At 72.0% G+C, this 21,461-nt stretch carries 21 protein-coding genes; 10 read left to right on the forward strand and 11 right to left on the reverse strand.

What is annotated here, in order from left to right; genetic code table 11:
• Positions 1-117 precede the first annotated feature (117 nt).
• Positions 118-1,146, reverse strand: a complete 1,029-nt coding sequence (gene pgfA / locus IG78_RS0123395) for a cell envelope lipid trafficking protein PgfA (RefSeq protein WP_030566339.1) — start codon at positions 1,144-1,146, stop codon at positions 118-120.
• Positions 1,147-1,398: 252 nt separating this feature from the next.
• Here pgfA and IG78_RS50225 point away from each other — a divergent pair, with 252 nt between their 5' ends.
• The 3 genes from IG78_RS50225 to IG78_RS44250 all read left to right on the forward strand — a co-directional run bounded on the left by IG78_RS50225 (position 1,399) and on the right by IG78_RS44250 (position 3,816).
• Entirely contained in the window at positions 1,399-1,560 is a 162-nt protein-coding gene (locus IG78_RS50225; protein ID WP_169749715.1) for a hypothetical protein, read from the forward strand.
• 158 nt (positions 1,561-1,718) lie between these two features.
• Positions 1,719-2,921 (forward strand): PucR-like N-terminal domain-containing protein, encoded by a 1,203-nt coding sequence (locus tag IG78_RS0123405; protein WP_037685911.1) that lies wholly within the window; start codon positions 1,719-1,721, stop codon positions 2,919-2,921.
• Between the two features lie 91 nt (positions 2,922-3,012).
• Complete coding sequence (locus IG78_RS44250) at positions 3,013-3,816, forward strand: SCO2400 family protein (protein ID WP_030566343.1); 804 nt, start codon at positions 3,013-3,015, stop codon at positions 3,814-3,816.
• Between the two features lie 164 nt (positions 3,817-3,980).
• Here IG78_RS44250 and IG78_RS0123415 read toward each other — a convergent pair whose 3' ends face one another.
• Positions 3,981-5,162, reverse strand: a complete 1,182-nt coding sequence (locus IG78_RS0123415) for an FAD-dependent oxidoreductase (RefSeq protein ID WP_030566345.1) — start codon at positions 5,160-5,162, stop codon at positions 3,981-3,983.
• Positions 5,163-5,287: 125 nt separating this feature from the next.
• A complete protein-coding gene (locus IG78_RS0123420; RefSeq protein ID WP_225882170.1) occupies positions 5,288-5,797 on the reverse strand; it encodes a MarR family winged helix-turn-helix transcriptional regulator in 510 nt (169 codons plus the stop codon).
• A 119-nt stretch (positions 5,798-5,916) separates the two neighbouring features.
• Here IG78_RS0123420 and IG78_RS0123425 point away from each other — a divergent pair, with 119 nt between their 5' ends.
• Together IG78_RS0123425 and IG78_RS0123430 are read left to right on the forward strand one after the other, a co-directional pair.
• On the forward strand, positions 5,917-6,951 hold the full coding sequence (locus tag IG78_RS0123425; RefSeq protein WP_030566349.1) for an NADP-dependent oxidoreductase: 1,035 nt from the start codon (positions 5,917-5,919) through the stop codon (positions 6,949-6,951).
• Positions 6,952-7,063: 112 nt separating this feature from the next.
• On the forward strand, positions 7,064-7,492 hold the full coding sequence (locus IG78_RS0123430; protein ID WP_030566351.1) for an organic hydroperoxide resistance protein: 429 nt from the start codon (positions 7,064-7,066) through the stop codon (positions 7,490-7,492).
• 155 nt (positions 7,493-7,647) lie between these two features.
• Here IG78_RS0123430 and IG78_RS0123435 read toward each other — a convergent pair whose 3' ends face one another.
• On the reverse strand, positions 7,648-10,227 hold the full coding sequence (locus IG78_RS0123435; RefSeq protein ID WP_030566353.1) for a M14 family zinc carboxypeptidase: 2,580 nt from the start codon (positions 10,225-10,227) through the stop codon (positions 7,648-7,650).
• A gap of 99 nt (positions 10,228-10,326) precedes the next feature.
• Here IG78_RS0123435 and IG78_RS0123440 point away from each other — a divergent pair, with 99 nt between their 5' ends.
• A complete protein-coding gene (locus IG78_RS0123440; protein WP_078965363.1) occupies positions 10,327-11,211 on the forward strand; it encodes an EI24 domain-containing protein in 885 nt (294 codons plus the stop codon).
• Here IG78_RS0123440 and IG78_RS0123445 read toward each other — a convergent pair.
• The gene (locus IG78_RS0123445; RefSeq protein WP_030566357.1) at positions 11,198-12,466 is read right to left on the reverse strand and encodes a pyroglutamyl-peptidase I; all 1,269 of its coding nucleotides are present in this window, start codon (positions 12,464-12,466) and stop codon (positions 11,198-11,200) included. The two genes, IG78_RS0123440 and IG78_RS0123445, sit on opposite strands and share 14 nt — an antisense overlap.
• Positions 12,467-12,686: 220 nt before the next feature.
• On the opposite strand from IG78_RS0123445, the gene IG78_RS0123450 reads away from it, so the two are divergent.
• Complete coding sequence (locus tag IG78_RS0123450) at positions 12,687-13,346, forward strand: LysE family translocator (RefSeq protein WP_030566359.1); 660 nt, start codon at positions 12,687-12,689, stop codon at positions 13,344-13,346.
• Positions 13,347-13,456: 110 nt separating this feature from the next.
• Here IG78_RS0123450 and IG78_RS0123455 read toward each other — a convergent pair whose 3' ends face one another.
• Positions 13,457-14,353 carry a LysR family transcriptional regulator gene (locus IG78_RS0123455; protein WP_030566361.1) on the reverse strand — a complete coding sequence of 299 codons (897 nt, stop codon included), beginning with the start codon at positions 14,351-14,353 and terminating at the stop codon, positions 13,457-13,459.
• Positions 14,354-14,528: 175 nt separating this feature from the next.
• Between IG78_RS0123455 and IG78_RS0123460 the strand changes: the two genes are divergently transcribed.
• Both IG78_RS0123460 and IG78_RS0123465 read left to right on the forward strand, forming a co-directional pair.
• Positions 14,529-15,413, forward strand: a complete 885-nt coding sequence (locus IG78_RS0123460; protein WP_051852885.1) for an NAD(P)-dependent oxidoreductase — start codon at positions 14,529-14,531, stop codon at positions 15,411-15,413.
• Positions 15,414-15,433: 20 nt separating this feature from the next.
• Entirely contained in the window at positions 15,434-15,859 is a 426-nt protein-coding gene (locus IG78_RS0123465) for a RidA family protein (protein ID WP_030566373.1), read from the forward strand.
• Between the two features lie 52 nt (positions 15,860-15,911).
• Here the strand turns inward: IG78_RS0123465 and IG78_RS0123470 are convergent, their stop codons facing one another.
• Complete coding sequence (locus IG78_RS0123470) at positions 15,912-16,823, reverse strand: SGNH/GDSL hydrolase family protein (RefSeq protein ID WP_030566375.1); 912 nt, start codon at positions 16,821-16,823, stop codon at positions 15,912-15,914.
• A gap of 364 nt (positions 16,824-17,187) precedes the next feature.
• Between IG78_RS0123470 and IG78_RS0123475 the strand changes: the two genes are divergently transcribed.
• Positions 17,188-17,682 carry a DUF3145 domain-containing protein gene (locus IG78_RS0123475; RefSeq protein ID WP_030566377.1) on the forward strand — a complete coding sequence of 165 codons (495 nt, stop codon included), beginning with the start codon at positions 17,188-17,190 and terminating at the stop codon, positions 17,680-17,682.
• A gap of 92 nt (positions 17,683-17,774) precedes the next feature.
• On the opposite strand, the gene fabF is transcribed toward IG78_RS0123475, so the two are convergent.
• From fabF to IG78_RS0123495, 4 genes are all read right to left on the reverse strand, one after another.
• Positions 17,775-19,040 (reverse strand): beta-ketoacyl-ACP synthase II, encoded by a 1,266-nt coding sequence (gene fabF / locus IG78_RS0123480; RefSeq protein ID WP_030566379.1) that lies wholly within the window; start codon positions 19,038-19,040, stop codon positions 17,775-17,777.
• Positions 19,041-19,154: 114 nt separating this feature from the next.
• Positions 19,155-19,403: an acyl carrier protein gene (locus IG78_RS0123485; RefSeq protein ID WP_030566381.1), complete on the reverse strand. Its 249-nt coding sequence runs from the start codon at positions 19,401-19,403 to the stop codon at positions 19,155-19,157.
• Between the two features lie 71 nt (positions 19,404-19,474).
• Complete coding sequence (locus IG78_RS0123490; protein ID WP_030566383.1) at positions 19,475-20,482, reverse strand: ketoacyl-ACP synthase III; 1,008 nt, start codon at positions 20,480-20,482, stop codon at positions 19,475-19,477.
• A 16-nt stretch (positions 20,483-20,498) separates the two neighbouring features.
• Positions 20,499-21,449: an ACP S-malonyltransferase gene (locus tag IG78_RS0123495; protein ID WP_030566386.1), complete on the reverse strand. Its 951-nt coding sequence runs from the start codon at positions 21,447-21,449 to the stop codon at positions 20,499-20,501.
• Between the last annotated feature and the right edge of the window lie 12 nt (positions 21,450-21,461).

Consider the following 21,461-nt stretch of genomic DNA (forward strand, 5'->3'; position numbering starts at 1 on the left):
TGGTGCGGGGACTGTGCGGGGACTGTGCGCTGATGGTGTGGATAGTTTTCGTGTCACCGAACGGTGCGGCTACTCACCGGGGTGACAATTTCGGCCCTTCTTAGACCTGACGTCTCATCACATCGTGCTGTGTTGCAGGGCGGATGGGGACGTATCGGAATGTGGACCCTTCGGATCCGGCCCAGGACCGTCCCCGCGGGACCCGTTCGACCTTGCTTCCCGCCCCCGGGCGACGAGAATGCCGCCCACCAGCGCGAGTGCCCCGCCGGCGAAGACGGACACCAGGGGCAGCGTCGTGCCCACCAGCTTCAGGCGGGAGCTGTCGTCGTCCGCGAGGTCCACCTGTGCCCGCTGGGTCTTCTTGGTGAACCCGATCTTCTCGCTGTCGAGCAACACCGTCCGGTCCTTCTTGCCGCCGGGGGCCCGCAGCGTCTTGCGGGGGCCGATCGCGGCGTAGATGATCCGGCCGGTGCGCTTGTCGGCGACCAGCTCGATGCCGTGGTTGGCGTACCACTCCTCGGCGAGCACCTGGCCCTGCCGCAGGCCGACGAGGCGTCCTGGCACCTGCCGGGTGCCGGTCTTGGTGGGCTTCACGGTGCCGGTGAACCGGTAGCCCTCGTAGCCCTGGATCTTCTTCGGGCCGCGGTAGGTCAGCGGCACGGTGGCGCCGAGCGTGTTGTCCCACCACAGGTAGGTGCGCTTCTCGACGTCGAAGGGGAACTTCAGGTACGCCTCGCCCTCGAAATACGGCTCCTCGCCGCAGCAGTGCACCGGTCTGTTCGTCTTCCGGTCGGTGACCCAACGTTCGAGGGTCCACTGCAGAGAGTCATGAGGATCGGCCGCGGGCAGTGATTTGTCCGGGTCCACGGACGTCGAGACGTCCCAGACCGCGCGCTTCTTGCTGCTGTCCGCGACATCGCCGCGCACCTGGCGCGTGATGGTCAGGCGCTGGTCGTGCACGGTTTTGATCTTCTCGGTGTCGAAGTAGCTGCCCGTGCCGCGGAACACGGTGATCTGGTCGATGTCGATGGGGGTGCGCTTGGCGCGCGGCTCCACGTACCAGGCAAGGAGTGGGGCCAGGACGAGCAGAAAAGCACCCAGGCCGAGCAGGACCAAGGACAAGGGCGAGGCTGTGCGGCGCGGCATCCGGCGCTCCTGCCATGAGAACGAACAGGGGACGTGAGTCAACTGTGCTGAATTACTGAGGAGTTGGAGTCTGGTGAGGCACGGTCGCCGCCGGAATGTCCGAAAGGCTGCGGCGGTGTTACCACGGGGTTACTGACCCGTATGGGTCGCGAACGCTAGGCGGACCCTTGACGCAGTGTCAATGCGTTGTCGACACTGGGCACCTGCGGGCAGGGTGTGGGGACGACCTCCAGCAGAGAGGCTGACCCTCGTATGCACCGTCTGTTCGCCGCCACACTGACCGTCGTGGCCGCCGCGGCTCTCGCCGTGGGCGCCGCGCTCGGCATTGTCGCGCTCCTCAACGCCACGCCCGACCAGCCCAACCGGCCACTCGTGCACTACGAGACGCCCGAGCGGGACCAGCAGGAGCAGTGAGCGACGTGGCCTCGATCTTCGAAAGCGTCCCTGCGGGCGTCTCCGGGGAGCCGGATCCCGTCCGGGACCCCGCTCACGACGCCGCTCACGACCCGGTCCGGGACCCCGCCAGGGCCCCCGACCGGGCCGCCGCTCCCGCGCGCTCCGCCTGGCGGGACGTGCCGCCGCTCCAGGTGCGCAGATTCGCCGCGCTCGCCCTGGAGGAGGTGCCCGCGCTCGCCCATGACATTCTGCGCGAAATCCGCGCAGAATACCCCGGCCTGCCCGTCGTCCTCGACGACTCCGGCGAGCCCATGGCGCTCGTCGGCATCCGCCGCGCCCTGGAGGGCTTCGTCCAGCAGCTCGCGACCCGCGAGGGCAGACCGCGCTACCACCCGGAGGTCTTTCAGGAGTTCGGCCGCGGCGAGGGCCTGAACGGCCGCAGCCTCGACTCGCTCCAGGCCATCTACCGCCTCGGCGTCCGGCTCGCCTGGCGCCGCCTCGCCGAGATCGGCCAGCAGACCGAGATCCCGCCGCCGGCCATGTACGAGCTCGCCGAGTCCGGCTTCGAGTACCTCGACGGCCTGGTCGACCAGTCGGTACGCGGCTACGCCGAGGCCGCCGCCCGGCAGGCCGGTGAGCGCCTGCGGCTCCAGCGCAAACTCATGGAGCTGCTGCTCTCCGAGCGCCGCCCCGACAGCTCGGCCGCCTCCGCGCTCGGCGCCGAGAACGGCCTGGACGAGCGCGCCGCCCGCGTCGGCTGGCAACTGCCCGAGCGCGTCGCCGTCGGCGTGCTCCTGCGCCCCGCCCGCGAGGCCGTCGCACCCGCCGTCGGCGAGGGCGTCCTGCTCGACATGGAGGCCGAGCAGCCCCGCATGGTCGTACCGGAACCGGACGCCGCGGGCCGCCCCGAACTGCTGCGCCGCGCCATGACCGGCTGGTCCGGCGCCATCGGCCCGCCCGTGCCGCTCGCCGACGCCGCGAAGTCGCTGCGCTGGGCCGAGGCGGCGGTCGGCCTGATGGAGCGCGGACTGCTGCCCGCCGGTGAGGTCCTGTACTGCACCGAGCACACCGAGGCCCTCGTCCTGCTCCAGCCGGAGGAACTCATCGAGGATCTTGCGCGCCGCTGTCTGGCACCCCTCGACCACTGCGGCCCCGCACACGGCCGCCGCCTTGCCCAGACCCTGCTCGCCTGGCTGGAAACGCGCGGCGGCGCCCCCGAGGTGGCCGCCCGGCTCGGCGTGCACCCGCAGACGGTGCGCTACCGCTTGCGGCAGATAAGGGAACTGTGGGGCGACGAGGTCGACGACCCGGACCGCCGCTTCGAGCTGGAACTGGTACTGCGGGCCCGCAGGCTGCGGGGCGAACTGGGCCGGGCGTGACGCGCATGGCGTACGGGAGGTTCTCTTCCGCACACAACCTTCACAGCTCCCGCATCCTCCGTACCGGCGTGGCACTTAGCCTCCATGCCTCATGGACTACTGCCACGCGTGCCACAGGCACCTCAACGGCGCCCTCGCCTGCCCGGGGTGCGGCACCCCGGCCGAAGCCTGTCGCCAGTACGCGGAGGCCGTCGCCGCCCGGGAGGAACAGCCTGACGCCGTCGACGAGACGGACGACGGGCGGGCGCCCTCCGGCAGGAGCGGCGGGGCCAGAGGGCGTGGCCGCCGCAGGGAGCGGGCGCGCAAGGCGGCCCAGCACCGCCGCAGGCGCCGCACGCTGCTCCTCGTCGCCACGGGCGTCGTGCTCGCCGCGGGCGGCCTGAGCCTCGCCGAACTCGGCACCGAGTCCGCCGCGCAGGACCCCCGTACGGCATCCGGCCCGGACCGCGAGGCATCCCCGGACGGAAGCGGAAGCACCGCGGGTGCGGCGGGAGCCGGGACGACGGCGGAGCCGGTGTCCTCTTCGGGCTCGCCGTCGCCGTCGGACTCCGACGCGGGGGAGGGCGCCAAGGGCGCCGGGGGCGCCAAGGACAAGAAGGACAAGGGCAGGGACGGGGGCAGCGGCAGGGACGGCGAGGGGGCCGAGGGCGGGAAGGGCGACGGCGGGAGCGCGGGCGGCGACGGGTCTCCGGGCGGCAGCGGCTCCGCACCCGCCTCCGCCGGAAGCGGAACTTCCGGCGGCCCCGCACCCGCCCCCACATCCGCCCGCCCCACGAGCGCCCCACAAGACCCGGACCCCGACCCGCGCCCCTCCACCACAAAGCCCCCGAGCGACCCCGACCCGGACCCGACCCCGTCCGAGCCGTGCGACCGCTTCCTGTGGTGGTGCACGTAGCTGCCCCTCAGGGGCGCGGGACTGTTTCGATGTGCGGCTCCGCCGCGTGGGCGCGACCAGCCACAAAAAAGCCGCAGACGCGTCTGCGGCTCTCGCGCGCTGAGCGCGCAGTTCCCCGCGCCCCCAAAAAGCCAGACCACCCGCACTGTTCGGACCCGGTGTGGTCAGTGCTTCCGCAGGAGGTTCGGGGTTCCGGTGCAGGCCGTGACGGCGCTCTCGGCGGCTTGGAGCGCGCTGAGGATGGCGATCTCCCCGCGCATTCCGGGCGCGGCCACCATGTCCCCGGCCAGGAACACCCCGTCGCCTCGTTCGACGGCCGGACGATCCCGCCAGGTCTGGCCGGGAAGGTCGAGCGCGCCGGTGCGGCCCTTGGCCGTACCGGAACGCTGCCAGGTGACTCGTTCACGCCGGCCCGGCAGCGTCAGGTCGGCGAGCGCCTCCAGCCGTGCACGAGCCGAGGCGGTGGACTCACCCTGGCGAACAGGCATGTCCAACTGGAACAACGACTCTCCCCGCGGTGCGATAGTCGGGTCCTGCATGGAGTAGCACTCGTGGAACCCGCCCGCGTCCAGGTCGAACGTGATGAACCGGTCGCGCCGGTCGCGCCGTACCGCCAGATCCAGCAGCACGCAGTGACCGGACGTCCAGCGCAGCGAGTCGTCGCCCAGTAGCGCGCGGGCCGAGGCCAGTTCGGTCGCCACGATCACCGGCCCGCCCCGCACGTCGGCCAGATCGGTGATGCGGGAGTTCGACTCGATCCGTACGCCCAACTCGCGGGCGCGCGCCTCCAGTCGGTGCAGCACCCGCTGCCAGCCGCCGACGACCCAGCGCACGCTCGGAACCGTCGGCGCGAACACCCGGCGGAACAGCTCCCACACGAATGCCGCTGACAGCCGCCCGGTGTCGGCGTCGTAGGTGACCGCAGTGATCGCGTTCGCCGCCGCCCGCGCGGCGCTCTCCCCGTAGCGGGCCGACGCCCAGCCATGGAAGTCCTGGTCGACGGGCGCCGTACGGGGCCGGCCGGGCAGCACCATCCGGGCGAACCCGAGCGGTGGCGCCGTCCTGAGCCGCTCGTTGCGGACGAAGCCGAAACGCACGTCCCTGGCCCGGGGCACACCGACCCCCGCGACCATTCCGCGCTCGGCCAACCACGTCCACCACGGGCCGTCGCTGTAGAAGACGTGCGCGCCCTCGTGCGCGACGTACGGGACGGGTGTGCTCCGCCCGCGTCCGCCGAGCGTGGAGTGCGCCTCGTACAAGGTCACCCGGGGGCCCGCCTCGGCCGCGGAGATGGCCGAGACCAGTCCGGCCAGTCCTCCACCGATCACCGTGATCTCGCTCTTCACAACCGCTCACCACCGTTGGTCTCGGGATCTTCCTTCATCCGCCCATGGAGACGTGCCCGGTCCGAGGTTTTGTGACATGCGATGTGTGACATGCGATCGAAGCGACTGTGCAGACCAGCCAGGCTCTACGGGGCGGCGGGAGCGTCCTGCCCGAGCATCCGCCGCAAAAGCCCGCGCAGCGATATGCGCTCCGCGCGCGACAGCTCGGCCAGCGGCTCCCGGGCGAAGTCGAGGGACTCGCGCAGGCTGCGCGCGGTGACGAGGCCCTCCTCGGTCGGCGCCGCCAGCTTCACGCGGCGGTCGGCCGGGTCGGGCCGCCGCTCGACGAGCCCGCGGGCCTCAAGGCGGTCCACGATGCCGGTGACGTTCGACGGCTCGCACTTCAGCTTCTGCGCGATGCGACGCATGGGCATCGGCTCCAGGGAAAGGAGTCCGAGCACGCGCGCCTGTGCACCGGTCAGGGCGTGCTTGCCCGCGGCGATCTCGTACTCCTCGTAGTACCGCGCCACGACGGAGCCGATGAGCTCGACGACTTCGAGCGTCAGCGGATCGGTCCGGGAGGCGGCGGCCCGGGACTCGGCGGCCTGGGAGTCGGCGGCCTGGGAGTCGGGAGTGCCCGGCTTATGGGTGACCATGCCCGCCAGGATACCCAAATACTTGACAACATGAAATATCAAAGCGCATGCTTATTTCAGTACATGAAGCATCAAGCCGCATGAAGCATCACGGCTCGAAGCCTGAGGAGGACGTCCCCATGTCCGTCACCCCCGAGCAGCTCCCGGCCACCGCCCGCGCCTGGCACCTCGTGCGCCGCCCGCACGGCTGGCCGGTCCCGGAGGACTTCGCGCTCCGCGAGGCCCCCGTGGAGGCCCCGGCCGAGGGCCGCGTGCTCGTCCGGAACCTGTACTTCTCGGTCGACCCCTATATGCGCGGCCGCATGAATGACGTGAAGTCGTACGTCCCGCCATTCCAGCTCGACAAGCCCATGGAGGGCGGCGCGGTCGGCGTCGTCGTGGCCTCGAACGCGGACGGCTTCGCGGCGGGCGACCACGTCCTGCACTTCGCGGGCTGGCGCGAGTACGCCTCGGTGCCCGCGCAGCACGCCACGAAGGTGGACCCGGACGCGGCCCCGCTGTCGGCGTACCTCGGTGTGCTCGGCATGACGGGCCTCACGGCGTACGCGGGCCTGCTCGACGTCGCGTCCTTCAAGGAGGGCGACGCGGTCTTCGTCTCCGGCGCGGCCGGCGCCGTCGGCTCCGAGGTCGGCCAGATCGCCCGGCTCAAGGGCGCCTCGCGCGTCATCGGCTCGGCGGGTTCGGACGAGAAGGTCAGGCTCCTCACCGAGGAGTACGGCTTCGATGCCGCCTTCAACTACCGCGACGAGCGCCCGGTGGTCGAGCAGCTCAAGGAAGCCGCCCCCGACGGCATCGACGTCTACTTCGACAACGTCGGCGGTGACCACCTGGAGGCCGCCATCAGCCGCCTGAACCCGCACGGCCGCATCACCATCTGCGGCATGATCGCGGGCTACAACGACACCGAGCCGACGCCGGGGCCGCGCAACATGGCCCTGGTCATCGGCAAGCGGCTGCGGATTCAGGGCATGCTCGTCCAGGACCACCAGGACCTGCAGCCGCAGTTCGTGCGCGAGGTCGGCGCGTGGGTGCGGTCCGGGGAGCTCAAGTACGACGAGACCGTCGCACGCGGCGTCGAGAACGGCGTCGAGGCCTTCCTCGGGATGCTGCGCGGCGAGAACACCGGAAAGATGATCGTCGCCCTCGACGCATGAGGCACCCGGTCGGCCGGGGCCCGAAGGTCTCTTCCGTAATCCGATAAAGTAATTCCACATTGCCGGGTCGGCGGGCGCGCGGCGCGGCACATCCCAGGAGGAATCGGCAGTCATGACCATTCAGAAGATCGACGTCAAGTACACCGCCGTGGCCACCGCGGAGAACGGCCGTGACGGCCGCGTCGCCAGCGACGACGGCAAGCTCGACGTCGTCGTCAACCCGCCGAAGGAGATGGGCGGCAGCGGTGCGGGCACCAACCCCGAGCAGCTCTTCGCCGCCGGGTACAGCGCCTGCTTCCAGGGGGCGCTCGGTGTCGTCGCCCGCCGCGAGAAGGCCGACATCTCCGGGTCCACGGTGACCGCGAAGGTCGGCATCGGTTCCACCGATGCCGGTGGGTTCGGCCTTGAGGTCGAGATCACCGCGTCCATCCCGAACGTGGACGCCGCGACCGCGCAGTCCCTCGTGGAGGCGGCCCACGAGGTCTGCCCCTACTCCAACGCCACCCGCGGCAACATCAAGGTGGACCTGAAGGTCGGCTGACGCCCATCGGCGCTCCGCGCCTCGTCCTCAATCGCCGGACGGGCTGGGACTTTGCCGCTGCGGCAAGGTTTCAGCCCCTCCGGCGTTTGAGGAGCGGGGTCTGGGGCGGAGCCCCAGTTACGGGAAGGGGTGGGCTCGGGGACCCCCGTCAGGGCCTAACGCACAGCGAACAATGCCCGGCCCACCTGGGCGAACACCCCCTTCGGGTGCCCACGGAACAGCGGCTCGGTGCCGAAGAGGACCACCCGGGCCCCGCCCGCGGAAACCCCGCTCACGACGGAAGCCTCCCCGGCCGCGTCGGCCGGCCCCCCGTTCCCGGACGAGTCGGCCCGCCAGTGCCCCGACACCAGCGGCTTCCCACCGGCGTAGGCCTGCTCGACGCGGACCCCGTCCCCGAGCCCGGTGAACCACATCGGCGCGTAGACGAAGCCGTACCCGGCCCCCGATCCGGCCACGGCACCCCCGGCGTTGCGCACCCGCACCACCCCGTTGGCGTCGCCGTTGCCCCGCACGGCCGTGACGGAGAGCAGCTTCGCGGCCGAGTTCAGCGCGGCACCCTCCGCGCCGCGCCCGACGAGCCCGCCGCCCTTGGCGAGGAACGCGTCGAGCCGCTCGCGTGCCGCGGGCTTGAGGTCCGCGCGGTCGAGGCCCGACGACACGAAGAGCACATCGGCCCGGCGCCAGTCGAACCCGTCGTTGAGGGTGCCCGTGGACACGGGCACCACGTCGAAGTTCATCTCCCGCAGCGCGAACAGCTCCCCGGGCGTCACCGCCGCGGCGACGCGCGTGCGCCGTACCTTCTCCCCGCCGCGCGCCGTGGTCGCGGAGAACTCCACGTCGTACTTCTTCGCCACGTCCCGGGCGGCCCGCCGCGCCGACCCCGGCACCAGGACACCGCCGTCCTTCAGGCGCCGGACCGTGACGCCGTCCCGTACGAGGGAGTTGAGCGCGGCGACCTCACGCGGGTCGTCGAGCCGTAGCCGCAGGTCACCGCGCGGCGCCACATGTCCGGCCGCGGCCGCGGCCCGGACCGCGCGCGACGGCACCGCGGCGGGGTTCCCCTGCGGCGCGGACCGCACGGTCGCACCCCACAGCCGCCCCAGGCTCCAGCCCGAGATGTCGTACATCACGGACACCTTGTCGCTGATGTCACGGCCGTCCGCGAGCATCACGTTCGCGATGCCCCGCTTGGGCTGGCGCATGTCGACGACGTACGAGCCCTTCTCGTACCGCTCGCCGCCGATCCTGAAGTCCTCCGTTGCGCGCCGCACCCGGACGTCGTTGGCGAGGAGATGGTCCACGAGGCGGGCGGCGGCCGTACCGGAGCGCTGTCCGCGGCCCGCGGCGGGGATCACGTACGCACGCGGAAACCTGGTCGTGTAGACGTCCTCCGGGCCGATGCCCGGCACGCCCGGCACCGTCTCCTCGGAGATCTCCACCGAAGCGGCCCCCGCCGCCCCGCGCCGGAACACCTCGATCTGGTCGGCGACCAGCGCCCGCCGGTGGTCGCGCGCGTAGTCCAGGGTCGCCGTCATGGCCGCGCCCGCGATGTCCGTGTTGATGGCCGAGCGGCGGCGCAGCTCGGCGACCGGCCGGGCGTCGTACTCCTCGTTGTTCACCTGCATCGGGAACTCGATGGTGTGCGCCGCGACCGCGCCGTGGAACGGCATGTACTGCGGGGTGAAGACGGGCGGCCAGTCGTCCCAGCCCTCCTCCTGGTCGCGGAAGGGGATGACGGCAGGCCGCACGCCGTCCTTCTCCTCGGTGTAGCCGAGGCCGTTGACGGCCTTCTCCATGCCGAGGGCGTTGGCGTAGCTGTTCTTCAGGAACAGGTCGTACTCGTAGTTCTCACCGTGCGGCGGTGTCGTCGGCTCGATGAGCGTGCCGTTCACGTACCCGTGCAGGTCGATCATCATCGTGGGCTGCTTGTCGATGGCGATCCGCCGCACCGCGCGCGTCTCGGACTGGGTCCCGGTGACGAAGTCCCGGTTCAGGTCGAAGCCGTTGGCGTTCTCGCGGGTGCCCGCGATCCGGCCGTCGGGGTTCATGGTGACGTTGAAGTACAGGCGGTGGTGGGCGAGCAGGTCACGCGTCTTCGCGTCCTTGGCCCTCGCGAGCTTCTCGATGAGCTTCAGGGCCGCGTCGGTGCCCTCCCACTCGTTGCCGTGGATGTTGTTGTTGATGAACACCGGTGCCTTGTACGCGGACTTCAGCGCCTTGTCCGCGGCGGCGGCGGCGGGCTCGTTCTCGATGCGTTCGCGCATCCGCCGCTGCCGGGCGGCCTCGCGCGCCGACTCGGGCGCGGTCACCGTCACCAGATACAGGTCGTGGCCGCCGGCCGAGCGCCCCGCGATCTCCACGCTCACCCGGTCGCCGATGCCCTGGATCCCGTTCAGCTTCGGGGCGATGGCGTGGTACGGGGTCAGGCCCAGCTTGATGGACTTGTCGCCCGGGTTCCTCGGGACCGCGGCGAGGCGGCGCTCGCGCGGGTAGCCGCGCTCGGCGCCGCTGCGGGCGGGCGCGGGCGCGGACGCGTCGTCGAGCGCGCGGGCCGCGGCGCCCTCCGGCGCCCGGGCGGCCCGGTCGGGGTCGCCGAGCGGGGCCTGGTCGCGGGTCACCGGGCGCGGCGCCGGGTCGGCACTCGCGCCGCCCGGGGTGAGCACGGTGAACAACAGGGTGCCCGCGGCGGCCGACGCGGTCAGCGTCACCGCTCTCGATGGCCGGGTTATGCCCATACGTACCTCCGGAACATGGGTCGGACGCCGACCCGATAGATCAGTACGGGAGGTCTACAGGCTGAAACGGCCGACAACAAGAGGGATAGTGTGTGCCGCATGCGTGAACTGGGCCGGGGTTTCGGCTATCTGGTGAAGGGACAGCGCTGGGTCGCCCAGCACGGCAAGCGGTTCGGGTGGGGGCTCCTGCCGGGCCTGGTCACCCTGGTCCTGTACGCGGGGGCGCTCGTCGCGCTCGTGCTGTGGGGCACGGACCTGGTGTCCTGGGCGACGCCGTTCGCGGACGACTGGTCAGGGCCCTGGACCGGCCTGTTCCGCGGCTTTTTGACCGCACTGCTCTTCGCCCTGGCACTGCTCCTGTCCGTGGTGACGTTCACCGCGGTGACGCTGGTGATCGGTGAACCCTTCTACGAGTCGCTCTCCGAGCAGGTCGACATCTCCGTCGCCGGGTTCGCCCCCGAGTCGGGACTGCCGCTCTGGCGCGAGATCCTCATCTCCGTACGCGACAGTCTGCGCATCGTGGTGCGGGCCGTGCTGTGGGGCGTGCTCCTGTTCGGCCTCGGCTTCCTGCCGGTCGTCGGCCAGACCGTGATCCCCGTCATCGGCTTCCTCGTCACCGGCTTCTTCCTCGTCGAGGAGCTGACGGCGGTCGCGCTCGCACGCCGTGGCGTACGGCTGCGCGACCGCCTGGCCCTGCTGCGCGCCCGCAAGACCCTGGCGTGGGGCTTCGGCGCCCCGCTCGCGGTCTTCTTCCTGGTGCCGTTCGTCGCCGTGTTCCTGATGCCGGGCGCGGTCGCCGGGGCGACGTTGATGGCGCGGGACCTCATGGGGGAGTCCACCGACGACCCCGACGACCCCGACGACCCCGACAACTCCGCGGACCCCGCGGACCCCGAAGGCACAGCGGGCGACGGTGCGGGCGTCACGGGTGCCGCGGGCGGGGCGCCGCACCCGGCAGGCGGAGGCGCGCCTACCGGCCGCTAGCCACCACGGCCGTCACGACGATCCGCCGCACCTGCCCGATGATGTCGACGCGGTTGCGCACGAACTCCGCGTCCGTGACCTTCCCCGTCGCCGGATCGGTGTTCCCGGCGCCGAACTGGAGCACCGGTGTGTGCACATGGCCGCCGGGCAGCCGGTCGTGCAGCCCGAGGCGGTCGCGCAGGAGCGTGGCGCGGTACGCGATCTCGTTGGACAGGTAGTCCCCGCCGCCGCCCGCGCGTGCCGTCGAGCCCGGCGTCGGCCCGTCGGGACGCTCCACCGGGGTGGAGCCGCCCGCGGGGATCTCGGTCACGGCCGTGTTGTCGTACACGGGGAAGCGCCCGGTGTCCGCGGCGACGATGTCCTTGTACGGCAGTGTCGTCGTCGTCCACTGCGGCTGCGACGCGGGGTCGGACACCGGGACGGTCTCCGTCCGTGACAGGTTCTCGTTGTCCCCGAACCCGCCGCGCCAGGCCCCGTTGGTCCGCTCGATGTCGAACTTGCCGACCCGGCCCTGGCTCACGGTCGTGAACAGGTCGACGCGCGGCAACTGCCGCCGGAGCACCCGTTCCACCGTGCCCTGCTCGAAGTCCGTCCAGCGCACCGGGAACATGGCCGTCTCGATGCGTACGGGCCCCTCGGCGGTCCGTACGACGGTGCCGTCGAGGGCGAGTGCGGTGGCGCCCGAGGGGTTGCTGATGCGGGTGTCGCGGTCGAGCGTGAACGGGTCGAACCCGGTCACAAGCACTCGCTTGCCGCCCTTGCCGCCCTTGCCCTTGGGGTAACGGATGGTGTCCTGGCCGCGGGACGTCGTCTCCAGGTGTGCCAGCAGCCGCTGCCGCCGTGCGTCGTCGAGGTCGAATCCGCGCGGCTCCCAGGCGCGCAGGGCCCGCGTCATCCCGAGCCGCGCCCAGTACAGCGGCCGGTCGTCGTCCTTGCTGAGGTCGCCGGTCGCGGGACCGCGCCCCTGCGCCCGGTCCACGGCCCGCCGCCACAGCGACTGCCCCTCGTGTTCGACCAGGCGCCGGGCCTGGGCGTAGGAGCGGGCCCGTGCCAGGTCCCGCGCGAAGCCGGGCGCCACGCCGTCGAATCCGCTGCGCCGCAGGATCTCCTTCGGCGCGGCACGGTCCAGGCGCTGCTCCTCGACGGTGGGCGCGCCGGCCCGCGTGGTGTCGGCGGCCGCGGCGGGCGGGACGACGGCCCCGGCGAGCAGCACGGCGCCGAACACGCCACAGACGCCGAGCCGTCGGCCTGATATCCCGGGGGTGGGGGACGAAGCCACGTGAGTCCTTCCGTTGCAGGTGAGGTGGCGGAAGTATCCCGGGGCGGAAGCGTTCGGCGCCAGGCCTTTCGGGAGGCGTCGCAGGCGCGTCACCGTGAGGCGCCACGCGTGAGCCAGAGGTGAACACCGCAGTTCCTGCCCGATATCGGGCAGGAAAGTAGACCTTCTACGGCCCCCCGACCTAGGGTGATCGCTCATGATCACCCTGGACGCGATAGGGACTTTCGCCCTGATAGTTGGACTCCTCACGCTCACTCCCGGACTGGATACCGCACTCGTCCTGCGCACCGCGGCGCTCGGGCACCGCCGTCGCGCGTGGGGTGTGGTCCTCGGCATCCAGAGCGGCACACTGGTCTGGGGCGTGCTCACCTCGCTCGGTGTGACCACACTGCTGACCGCCTCTCACCTCGCGTACGAGACCCTTCGTTGGGCCGGGGCCGCGTACCTGGTGTGGATGGGCGGCAGGATGTTGTGGGCCACCTGGCGCCACGCGTCGAGCGAGAGCCCGCGGACAGCGGAGACCGGGGGCGAGGCCGGGACCGGGGCGGGCGCCGGCGACACCCTGCTCGGTGGCTGGCGACAAGGGTTCGTGACCAATCTCCTCAACCCGAAGATGGGCGCCTTCTACGTCGCGGTGCTCCCGCAGTTCATCCCCTCCGGTGGCTCGCGCCTTGCTCCAGGGGTGCTGCTTGCCGGAGTGCACATTCTCCTGGCCGTCATCTGGTCCTGTGCGCTGATCGCCTTCGCGCACGTGCTCCGGGACCGCCTGCAACGCCCCTCGGCCCGCCGCCACCTCGACCGCATCACCGGCACGGTCATCGCCGCCTTCGGCGTCCGGCTCGCGTTCGGACCGTAGACATGCGCGTCGGCCCGCGCCGCCCGCGGAGGGGTTCGTCACCACCGGCGCCATACGCCGCGGCCCGCCACCACCCGTCGCGGCCCGGTGTCACCCGTCGCGGCCCGGTGTCACACCGCGTCCGCGCACGCCTCCCGCAGTGCCGTCACGAACGGGGCCACCGCGGGCGGCGCCGTGCGTCCCCGTGCCGTCGCCGCGTACACCGCACGGGTGGGCGCGCCCTCGTCCCGTACCGGGACCAGGGCGATGTCCGGTCGCACTCCCTGGGCCGCGAGCGCGGGCACCAGTGTCACGCCGAGTCCCGCGGCGACGTATCCCTGCTTGGCGGTCCACTCGCGTACCACGTGGGCGACGCGCGGCCGGAAGCCGTGGAGCCGCGCCGCGTCGAGCAGGGTGCCCGCGGGCTCGGGGCTGCCGGACACCCAGTCCTCGTCGGCGAGCCGGGCCAGGCCGACGCGGGGCTCGCCCGCGAGCGCGTGACCTGCGGGCACCGCCACGTACAGCGTCTCGTCGAGGAGATGGTGCAGTTCGTAGGCCTCCTCCGGGAGCGGCCCGCCCGTCGTGGACACCACCGCCAGGTCGAGCTCGCCCGCGGTCAGGCGCGCGAGGAGCGGGCCCGTGAGGCCTTCCTCGCGGGCGAGGGTCACCCCGGGGTGGCGGGCCCGGAACAGCGCGATCGCCCGCGGCACCAGCGCCGCGTCCGCCGTCGCGAACGCCCCGAACCGCAGCCGCCCGCCCGCCACCCGGTCCAGGTCACGCAACTCCCGCCGCAGCAGCGCGAGGCGGCCGAGCGCGGCCGTGACGTGCGGGAGCGCGGCCCGGCCGTGGGCGGTGAGGCGTACGCCGCGTGGCAGCCGGTCGAACAGCGGCACACCGCCGAGGGCGGCCTCGAGCGAGGCGATCTGGCGGGACACGGCGGACTGCGTCCAGCCGAGTCGCCGCGCGGCCACGGTGAAGGAGCCGTGCGCGGCGACCTCATGGAAGGCGCGGAGCCACACCGTAGACAACTCGGGCAGCTCGGATGGCTCGGGCGGCGGCTCGGGCAGGGGGGCCTGCTCCGGCGGCGCGGTCGGCTCAGGCGGCTCGGCGCCGCCCCTTTGAGGCATCTCATGCGGAGTATGCATGCCTGCCATGCTAAGCATGCGCTTGTGGCATCGGCCGTCCGGTCCTAGCTTCGTACGCATGGCACAGAACGATCACACCGCCGCCCGGAACGACCACCCGCGGGCACGGCCCCGCATCGCGTTCCTCGGGCTCGGGCACATGGGCGCCCCGATGGCCCGCAGGCTGCTCGCGGCCGGGTATCGGCTCACCGTGTGGAACCGCACCGCGGCGAAGGCGGAACCCCTGGTCGCGGAGGGCGCACGCCTCGGATCGTGCCCCGCGGACGCCGTGCGGGACGCCGACGTCGTCGTCACCATGCTGGCGGGCCCGGACGCACTGCGCGCCGTCGCCGACGCGCTCGTGCCGGTGCTGCGGGACGGTGTGCGCTGGGTGGACATGTCGACCGTCGGGCCCGACGCCGTACGGGAGCTGGGGGGCCGGGTGCCGGACGGTGTCACGCTCGTCGACGCGCCCGTGACGGGCAGCACGGACAAGGCCGCCGCGGGGGAGCTCGGCATCCTCGCGGGGGGCGACGCCACCGAGGTCGAACCGGTCCTTGCCCACCTGGGCACGGTGACCCGCACCGGGCCCCTCGGCTCCGGCGCCGCGCTCAAGCTGGTCGTGAACACCGCCGTGCTCGGCGGCGTCGCCCTGGTGGCGGAGGCGATGGCCCTCGCCGACGCGCTCGGCCTCGACGAGGAGGTGGCTCGCGGCGCCCTGGCGCGGGGACCCCTCGCGGGCGCCGTCGCCCGCGCCTTCGCCAACGGGGTGCACTTCGGCAACGACCTCGCGGTGAAGGACGTGGCGCTGGCCACGGACACGACCCGGCTGCCCGCCCTGGAGGCGGTGCTCGCCCACTTCCGCGCCGCGGCGGCGGACCAGGACCTGGCCCACGAGGACATCGCCCGAGCCGTCCCCCACATCCGCACCCGTGCCCGCACCCACCACTCGTACCGCTCGTAACCCAGAACCGGAGTCCCGTCATGCGCGTCACGCTCGACAACCCCGCCACCGCAAACCGGCCCCTCGGCCCCTACTCCCAGGTGGCCCGGGTGGAACTGCCGGGCGGCGGCGCCCTGTTGTACCTCTCGGGGCAGATCGCCGACGGCGAGGACATCGCCGCGCAGAGCCACGGCGTCTTCGCGACCCTCGCGGCCCTGCTCGACGCCCATGGCGCGACGCTCGCCGACATCATCAACATCCGGACGTTCCTCACGGACATGGACGACCTGCCCGGCTACGCCGCCGTGCGCCGCACTTACCTCACCGGCACCCCGCCCACCAGCACCACCGTCGCCGTGCCGCGGCTCTTCAGGCCGGAGGCGCTGATCGAGGTGGATGTGGTGGCAGCCCTCCCCGCACCGTCGGCCGTGAGGTCGTCCGCGGACTCCTGGAGCGCAACCCCTTGAGACAGGCCCGAGATCCTCGCCCCGGCCCGCGAGGCGGGGGCGCGCCTGGCTGCTAGCCGCGCGGCCGGGCGGCGGTCACGCCCTGGTAGGCGATGTCCGCGAGGTGCGACTGCCCGTCCTTGCTGGGGTGGAACCAGTCCCAGTGACTCAACTGGTCCCCGTCGAAGCGGAAGTCGAACACGGCCCCGCCGTCGTACCGGCAGCGCAGGTCCTTGGCGCACACGTCCTTGAGCACCTTGTTGTACGCGACGACCCGGTCCTGCACCGACTGCCGCCGCTGGGTCGCCGAGCGGTCCATGGAGTCCGCGTCGGCCAGCATCGACGCGCAGATCCCGAGCTTCCACACCTGCTTGCCGAGCTGGTTGGTGCGCCCCTGGGACCACAGGCGCTTGAGATCCGGCACGCTGGAGACGTACACCTGCGCCTTCGGCTGGGCGCGCCGCAGGGTGCGCAGGGCGTCCTTGAAGTCGGTGCGGAAGTCCGCGACGGAGGTCATGTCGTCGGCCGACGAACGGCACGCGTCATTGGCGCCCGCCATCACCGTCACGAGTTCGGGGTCGCGGGCCGCGGCCCGGGTCATCTGCTCCGGCAGGTCCGCCATCCGCGCGCCGGTCTTGGCGTAGTTCCAACTGTGCGTCGCCGCCCGCTGCTTGCCGAGCAGCCGCTGCGCGAGGCTGCGCACCCCCTCGTCGCTGCCGGTCGCCCAGGACGCCTCAGGGCAGTCGGAGAGCACCGAGCAGGCGTCGAAGCCGCGGGTGATGGAGTCACCGACGGCGGCGAGGGAGCGGGGTGAGGTGTCCCACACCCGGGCCGGCGCGGGGGCCGCACGGTCCTGGGCCGAGGGTCCGCCCGGTACCGGGGAACCGTCGCCGGACGCGTCGCACGCGGTGAGCGCGGCGACGCCGGTGAGGGCAGCCGTCGCGAGGGCGACGGCGGCCCGTTTGCGGTGCCGTGAATTCCGCATCGTCGTCCCCTTTGTGTCGCCTCTGTCGTTCAACGTGACGTCACCCGAGCCCTCCGGGTTGCGTCCCGTCGCATGCCCTTATGTCCCCGAACCGCCCCGGGGACACCCAACCGGGGGTTCATGGGCCTCCCAGCGAGTGAAACCTGGGAGTTTCCCGGCCTGCGGACCGACCGTACGTCACACTCCTTGCCTCGCCGCACGGTAGCCTCGCCACCCAGTGGCACCCGGTTTTCTCGGTTCCGCTAAATTACATCACGTCACATCTGTCCCCTTTTCTTGACTTTCCCCGCTTTTGGGGAATATCGCTCGGCACGGGCGCGAGGCCGCTGGGGAAGGCGTACCTCGTCCCACACTGGAGGTCCCGGTGACGACACGTGGAGTTCTGTACGTGCACTCCGCGCCGCGCGCGCTGTGCCCGCACGTCGAATGGGCCGTCGCGGGCGTACTCGGCGCACGCGTCAGCCTCGACTGGATCCGACAGCCCGCGGCGCCCGGCACCTGGAGATCCGAGTTCTCCTGGAAGGGCTCGGCAGGCACCGCCTCCAAACTGGCCTCCGCACTGCGCGGCTGGGATCTGCTGCGCTTCGAGGTCACGGCCGAACCGAGCGCGGCCGCCGAGGGCGAGCGCTACAGCGCCACCCCCCAGCTCGGCATCTTCCACGCCGTCACCGGCATCCACGGCGACATCCTGATCCCGGAGGACCGGCTGCGCGCGGCCCTCGCCCGCTCCCAGCGCGGCGAGGGCGACCTGGAGGCCGAGATCGCCAAACTCCTCGGCAAGCCCTGGGACGACGAACTGGAACCCTTCCGGTACGCGGGCGAGGGCGCCCCCGTCCGCTGGCTCCACCAAGTCGTCTGAGCAAGGCATGGGACGTGGGTACGTGAAAGGCCCACCCGGCCGGACCGGGTGGGCCTTTCACGTACCTCTACGGTGTGGGTGCTCGACGGTGACTACACAGTGCGGAAGGCGAGTACCACGTTGTGGCCGCCGAAGCCGAACGAGTCGTTCAGGGCCGCGATCGTGCCCTCGGGCAGCGCGCGCGCCTCGCCGCGGATGATGTCCGCGTCCACCTCGGGGTCGAGATTCTCGATGTTGATGGTGGGCGGAGCCATGCGGTGGTGGAGCGCGAGGACCGTGGCGACGGTCTCGATGCCGCCGGCGCCGCCGAGGAGGTGACCGGTCATCGACTTCGTCGAGGCGATCGCCATGTGGTCCACGTCGTCGCCGAACGCCTGGCGCAGCGCCTTGATCTCACCGATGTCGCCCTGCGGCGTCGAGGTGGCGTGCGCGTTGATGTGCGCGACCTCGGCGGGCTTCAGACCGGTGTTGTGGACCAGGTTCTGCAGCGCCTGCGCGATGCCGTTGCCGGACGGCTCGGGCTGCGTGATGTGGTGGGCGTCCGCCGAGATGCCCTGGCCGACGGCCTCCGCGTAGACGCGGGCGCCACGGGCCTTGGCGTGCTCCTCGGACTCAAGGACGATCACGCCCGCGCCCTCGCCGAGCACGAAGCCGTTGCGCTCGACGTCCCAGGGGCGGGACGCGCCCTGCGGGTCGTCGTTGTTCTTGGACATCGCCATCATATTGCCGAACGCGGCGATCGGCAGCGGGTGGACGGCCGCCTCGGTACCGCCCGCGACCACGACGTCGGCGCGGCCGGTGCGGATCATCTCGATGGCGTAGCCGATGGCCTCCGCGCCCGACGCGCACGCGGAGACGGGGGTGTGCACCCCGGCGCGGGCGCCGAGGGTGATGCCGACGTTCGCCGCGGGCGAGTTGGGCATCAGCATGGGGACGGTGTGCGGCGAGACGCGGCGGACGCCCTTCTCCCGCAGCACGTCGTACTGGTCGAGCAGGGTGGTCACGCCGCCGATGCCGGAGGCGATGACCGCGCCGAGCCGGTCCGGCTCGACGGTGTTGCCCTCTTCGCCCGCCTTGCCGGTGAAGCCCGCGTCCTTCCAGGCCTCGTCGGCCGCGATCAGCGCGAACTGCGCGGAACGGTCGAGCTTGCGGGCCTGCGGACGCGGAATGACCTCGGTCGGTTCGACGGCGATCTGGCCGGCGATCCGGACCGGCAGGTCCGCGGCCCAGTCCTGCTCGAGAAGACTGACCCCGGAGCGCCCGGCGAGCAGGCCCTCCCAGGTAGAGGCCGCGTCGCCACCCAGCGGTGTGGTTGCGCCGATACCGGTGACGACCACGGTGCGATTGGTCGAGTTCACTGGATTTCTCTCTCCACGGTTGGTTCAGAATGCGGATGCGGCGGCGCCACCGCCGGGTGGCGGCCGGCTTGAGCCCGGTCGGCGCGAGCCCCGGTCCTCGGGCTCGAGCCGGGATCAGGCCTGGTGCTCCAGGATGTACTTGGTCGCGTCGCCGACCGTCTTGAGGTTCTTGACGTCGTCGTCCGGGATCTTCACGTCGAAGCGCTCTTCGGCGGCGACGACGACCTCGACCATGGACAGCGAGTCGACGTCCAGGTCGTCGGTGAAGGACTTGTCCATCTGGACGTCCTCGACCGGGATGCCGGCGATCTCGTTGACGATCTCGGCGAGACCGGCGACGATCTCTTCCTGAGTGGCGGCCATGTTGGCGCTCCTTCGTGTGTATCCAGAGGGTGTGACGGCATCCGCGCGGATCCGGAGATCCGCACAGGTGCCTAGGGGAGGGTAACGACCGTGGCGGCGTACACGAGACCCGCCCCGAAGCCGATGACGAGCGCGGTGTCGCCGCTCTTCGCCTCACCGGTCGCCAGAAGCCGCTCCATCGCGAGCGGAATCGAGGCGGCCGAGGTGTTGCCGGTGGTCTCCACGTCACGGGCGACCGTGACGTGCTCCGGCAGTTTCAAAGTCTTCACCATCGAGTCGATGATCCGCATGTTGGCCTGGTGCGGGATGAAGACGTCCAGGTCGTCCGCGGTGATTCCGGCCGCGTCGAGGGCCTGCTGGGCGACCTTCGCCATCTCGAACACGGCCCAGCGGAACACCGCCTGGCCTTCCTGCGTGATGGCGGGGAACTTCGCCGGGGCGACGCCGCCCTCGCGGTACGCCTCCCAGGACTCGGTCTGCTTGATGGTCTCGGACTTGTCGCCCTCCGAGCCCCAGACCGTCGGGCCGATCGCCGGCTCCTTGGCGGGGCCGACGACGACGGCACCGGCGCCGTCACCGAACAGGAAGGCCGTCGCGCGGTCCTCCAGGTCGGTCAGGTCGCTGAGCCGCTCCACGCCGATCACCAGGGCGTACTCGGCGGAGCCGTCGGTGATCATGCCCTTGGCGAGCGTGAGGCCGTAGCCGAAGCCCGCGCAGCCCGCGGAGATGTCGAACGCGGCGGGCCTGCCCGTGCCGAGCTTGTCCGCGATCTCGGTCGCCACGGCCGGGGTCTGCTTGAAGTGCGAGACGGTGGAGACGATCACGGCGCCGATCTGCTCGGGCGTGATGCCCGCGTCGGCGATCGCCTTGCCGCCGGCCTCGACGGACATCGCGGCCACGGTCTCGTCGGGGGAGGCCCAGTGCCTGGTCGCGATGCCGGAGCGGGAGCGGATCCACTCGTCGGACGAGTCGATCTTCTCCAGGATGACCTCGTTGGGCACCACGCGCGTCGGGCGGTAGCCACCGACTCCCATGATGCGCGCGTACGCGGCGCCCCGACTCGGCTTGATCTTCGCCATGCTCTCCAGCTCCTTCTCAGACATCCGCCGCGTCGGCGGTGCCGGCGGCGTCCGCGGCGGCCGTCTCGGCGATGAGCTCGCGGGCGGCGTCGAGGTCGTCGGGCGTCTTCACGGCCAGCGTCCTGACGCCCTTCAGGGCGCGCTTGGCGAGGCCGGTGAGGGTACCGCCGGGGCACACCTCGATGAGCGCCGTCACTCCGAGCTCCTGGAACGTGTCCATGCACAGGTCCCAGCGGACCGGGTTGGCGACCTGACCGACCAGGCGGGCCACGACGTCGGAGCCCTTCGTGACGGCCTTGCCGTCCCTGTTGGAGAGGTACGTCAGCTTCGGGTCGGCGACGTCCAGACCCTTGGCGGCCTCTTCGAGCGTCGCGACCGCGGGAGCCATGTGGTGCGTGTGGAACGCGCCCGCGACCTTCAGCGGTACGACCTTGCGGACGCCCTCGGGCTTGTCCTCGGCGAGCGCGGCCAGTTGCTCGGCGGTGCCCGCGGCCACGATCTGGCCCGCGCCGTTCACGTTCGCCGGGGTCAGGCCGAGCTTCTCCAGGTGCGCCAGGGTGACCTCGGGGTCGCCGCCGAGCAGCGCCGCCATGCCGGTCTCGGTGACGGCCGCGGCGTCCGCCATGGCCAGGCCGCGCTTGCGGACGAAGCCGAGCGCGGCGTCCTCGGAGAAGACTCCCGCGTACGCGGCCGCCGTGATCTCGCCGACGCTGTGCCCCGCGACGGCGCCCGGCCGGATGTCACCGAGTGCCGCGGAGGACAGCAGTCCGGCAGCGACCAGGAGCGGCTGCGCCACCGCGGTGTCGCGGATCGCGTCCGCGTCGGCCCGGGTGCCGTAGTGGGCGAGGTCGAGTCCGATGGCGTCCGACCACGCGGCGAGCCGGTCGGCGGCGCCGGGGAGGTCGAGCCAGGGGGTCAGGAAGCCGGGCGTCTGAGCGCCTTGGCCGGGAGCGACGAGTACGAGCACTCTCACACTCTC

This window comes from Streptomyces aureocirculatus (assembly GCF_000720475.1).
GTDB lineage: Bacteria > Actinomycetota > Actinomycetes > Streptomycetales > Streptomycetaceae > Streptomyces > Streptomyces aureocirculatus.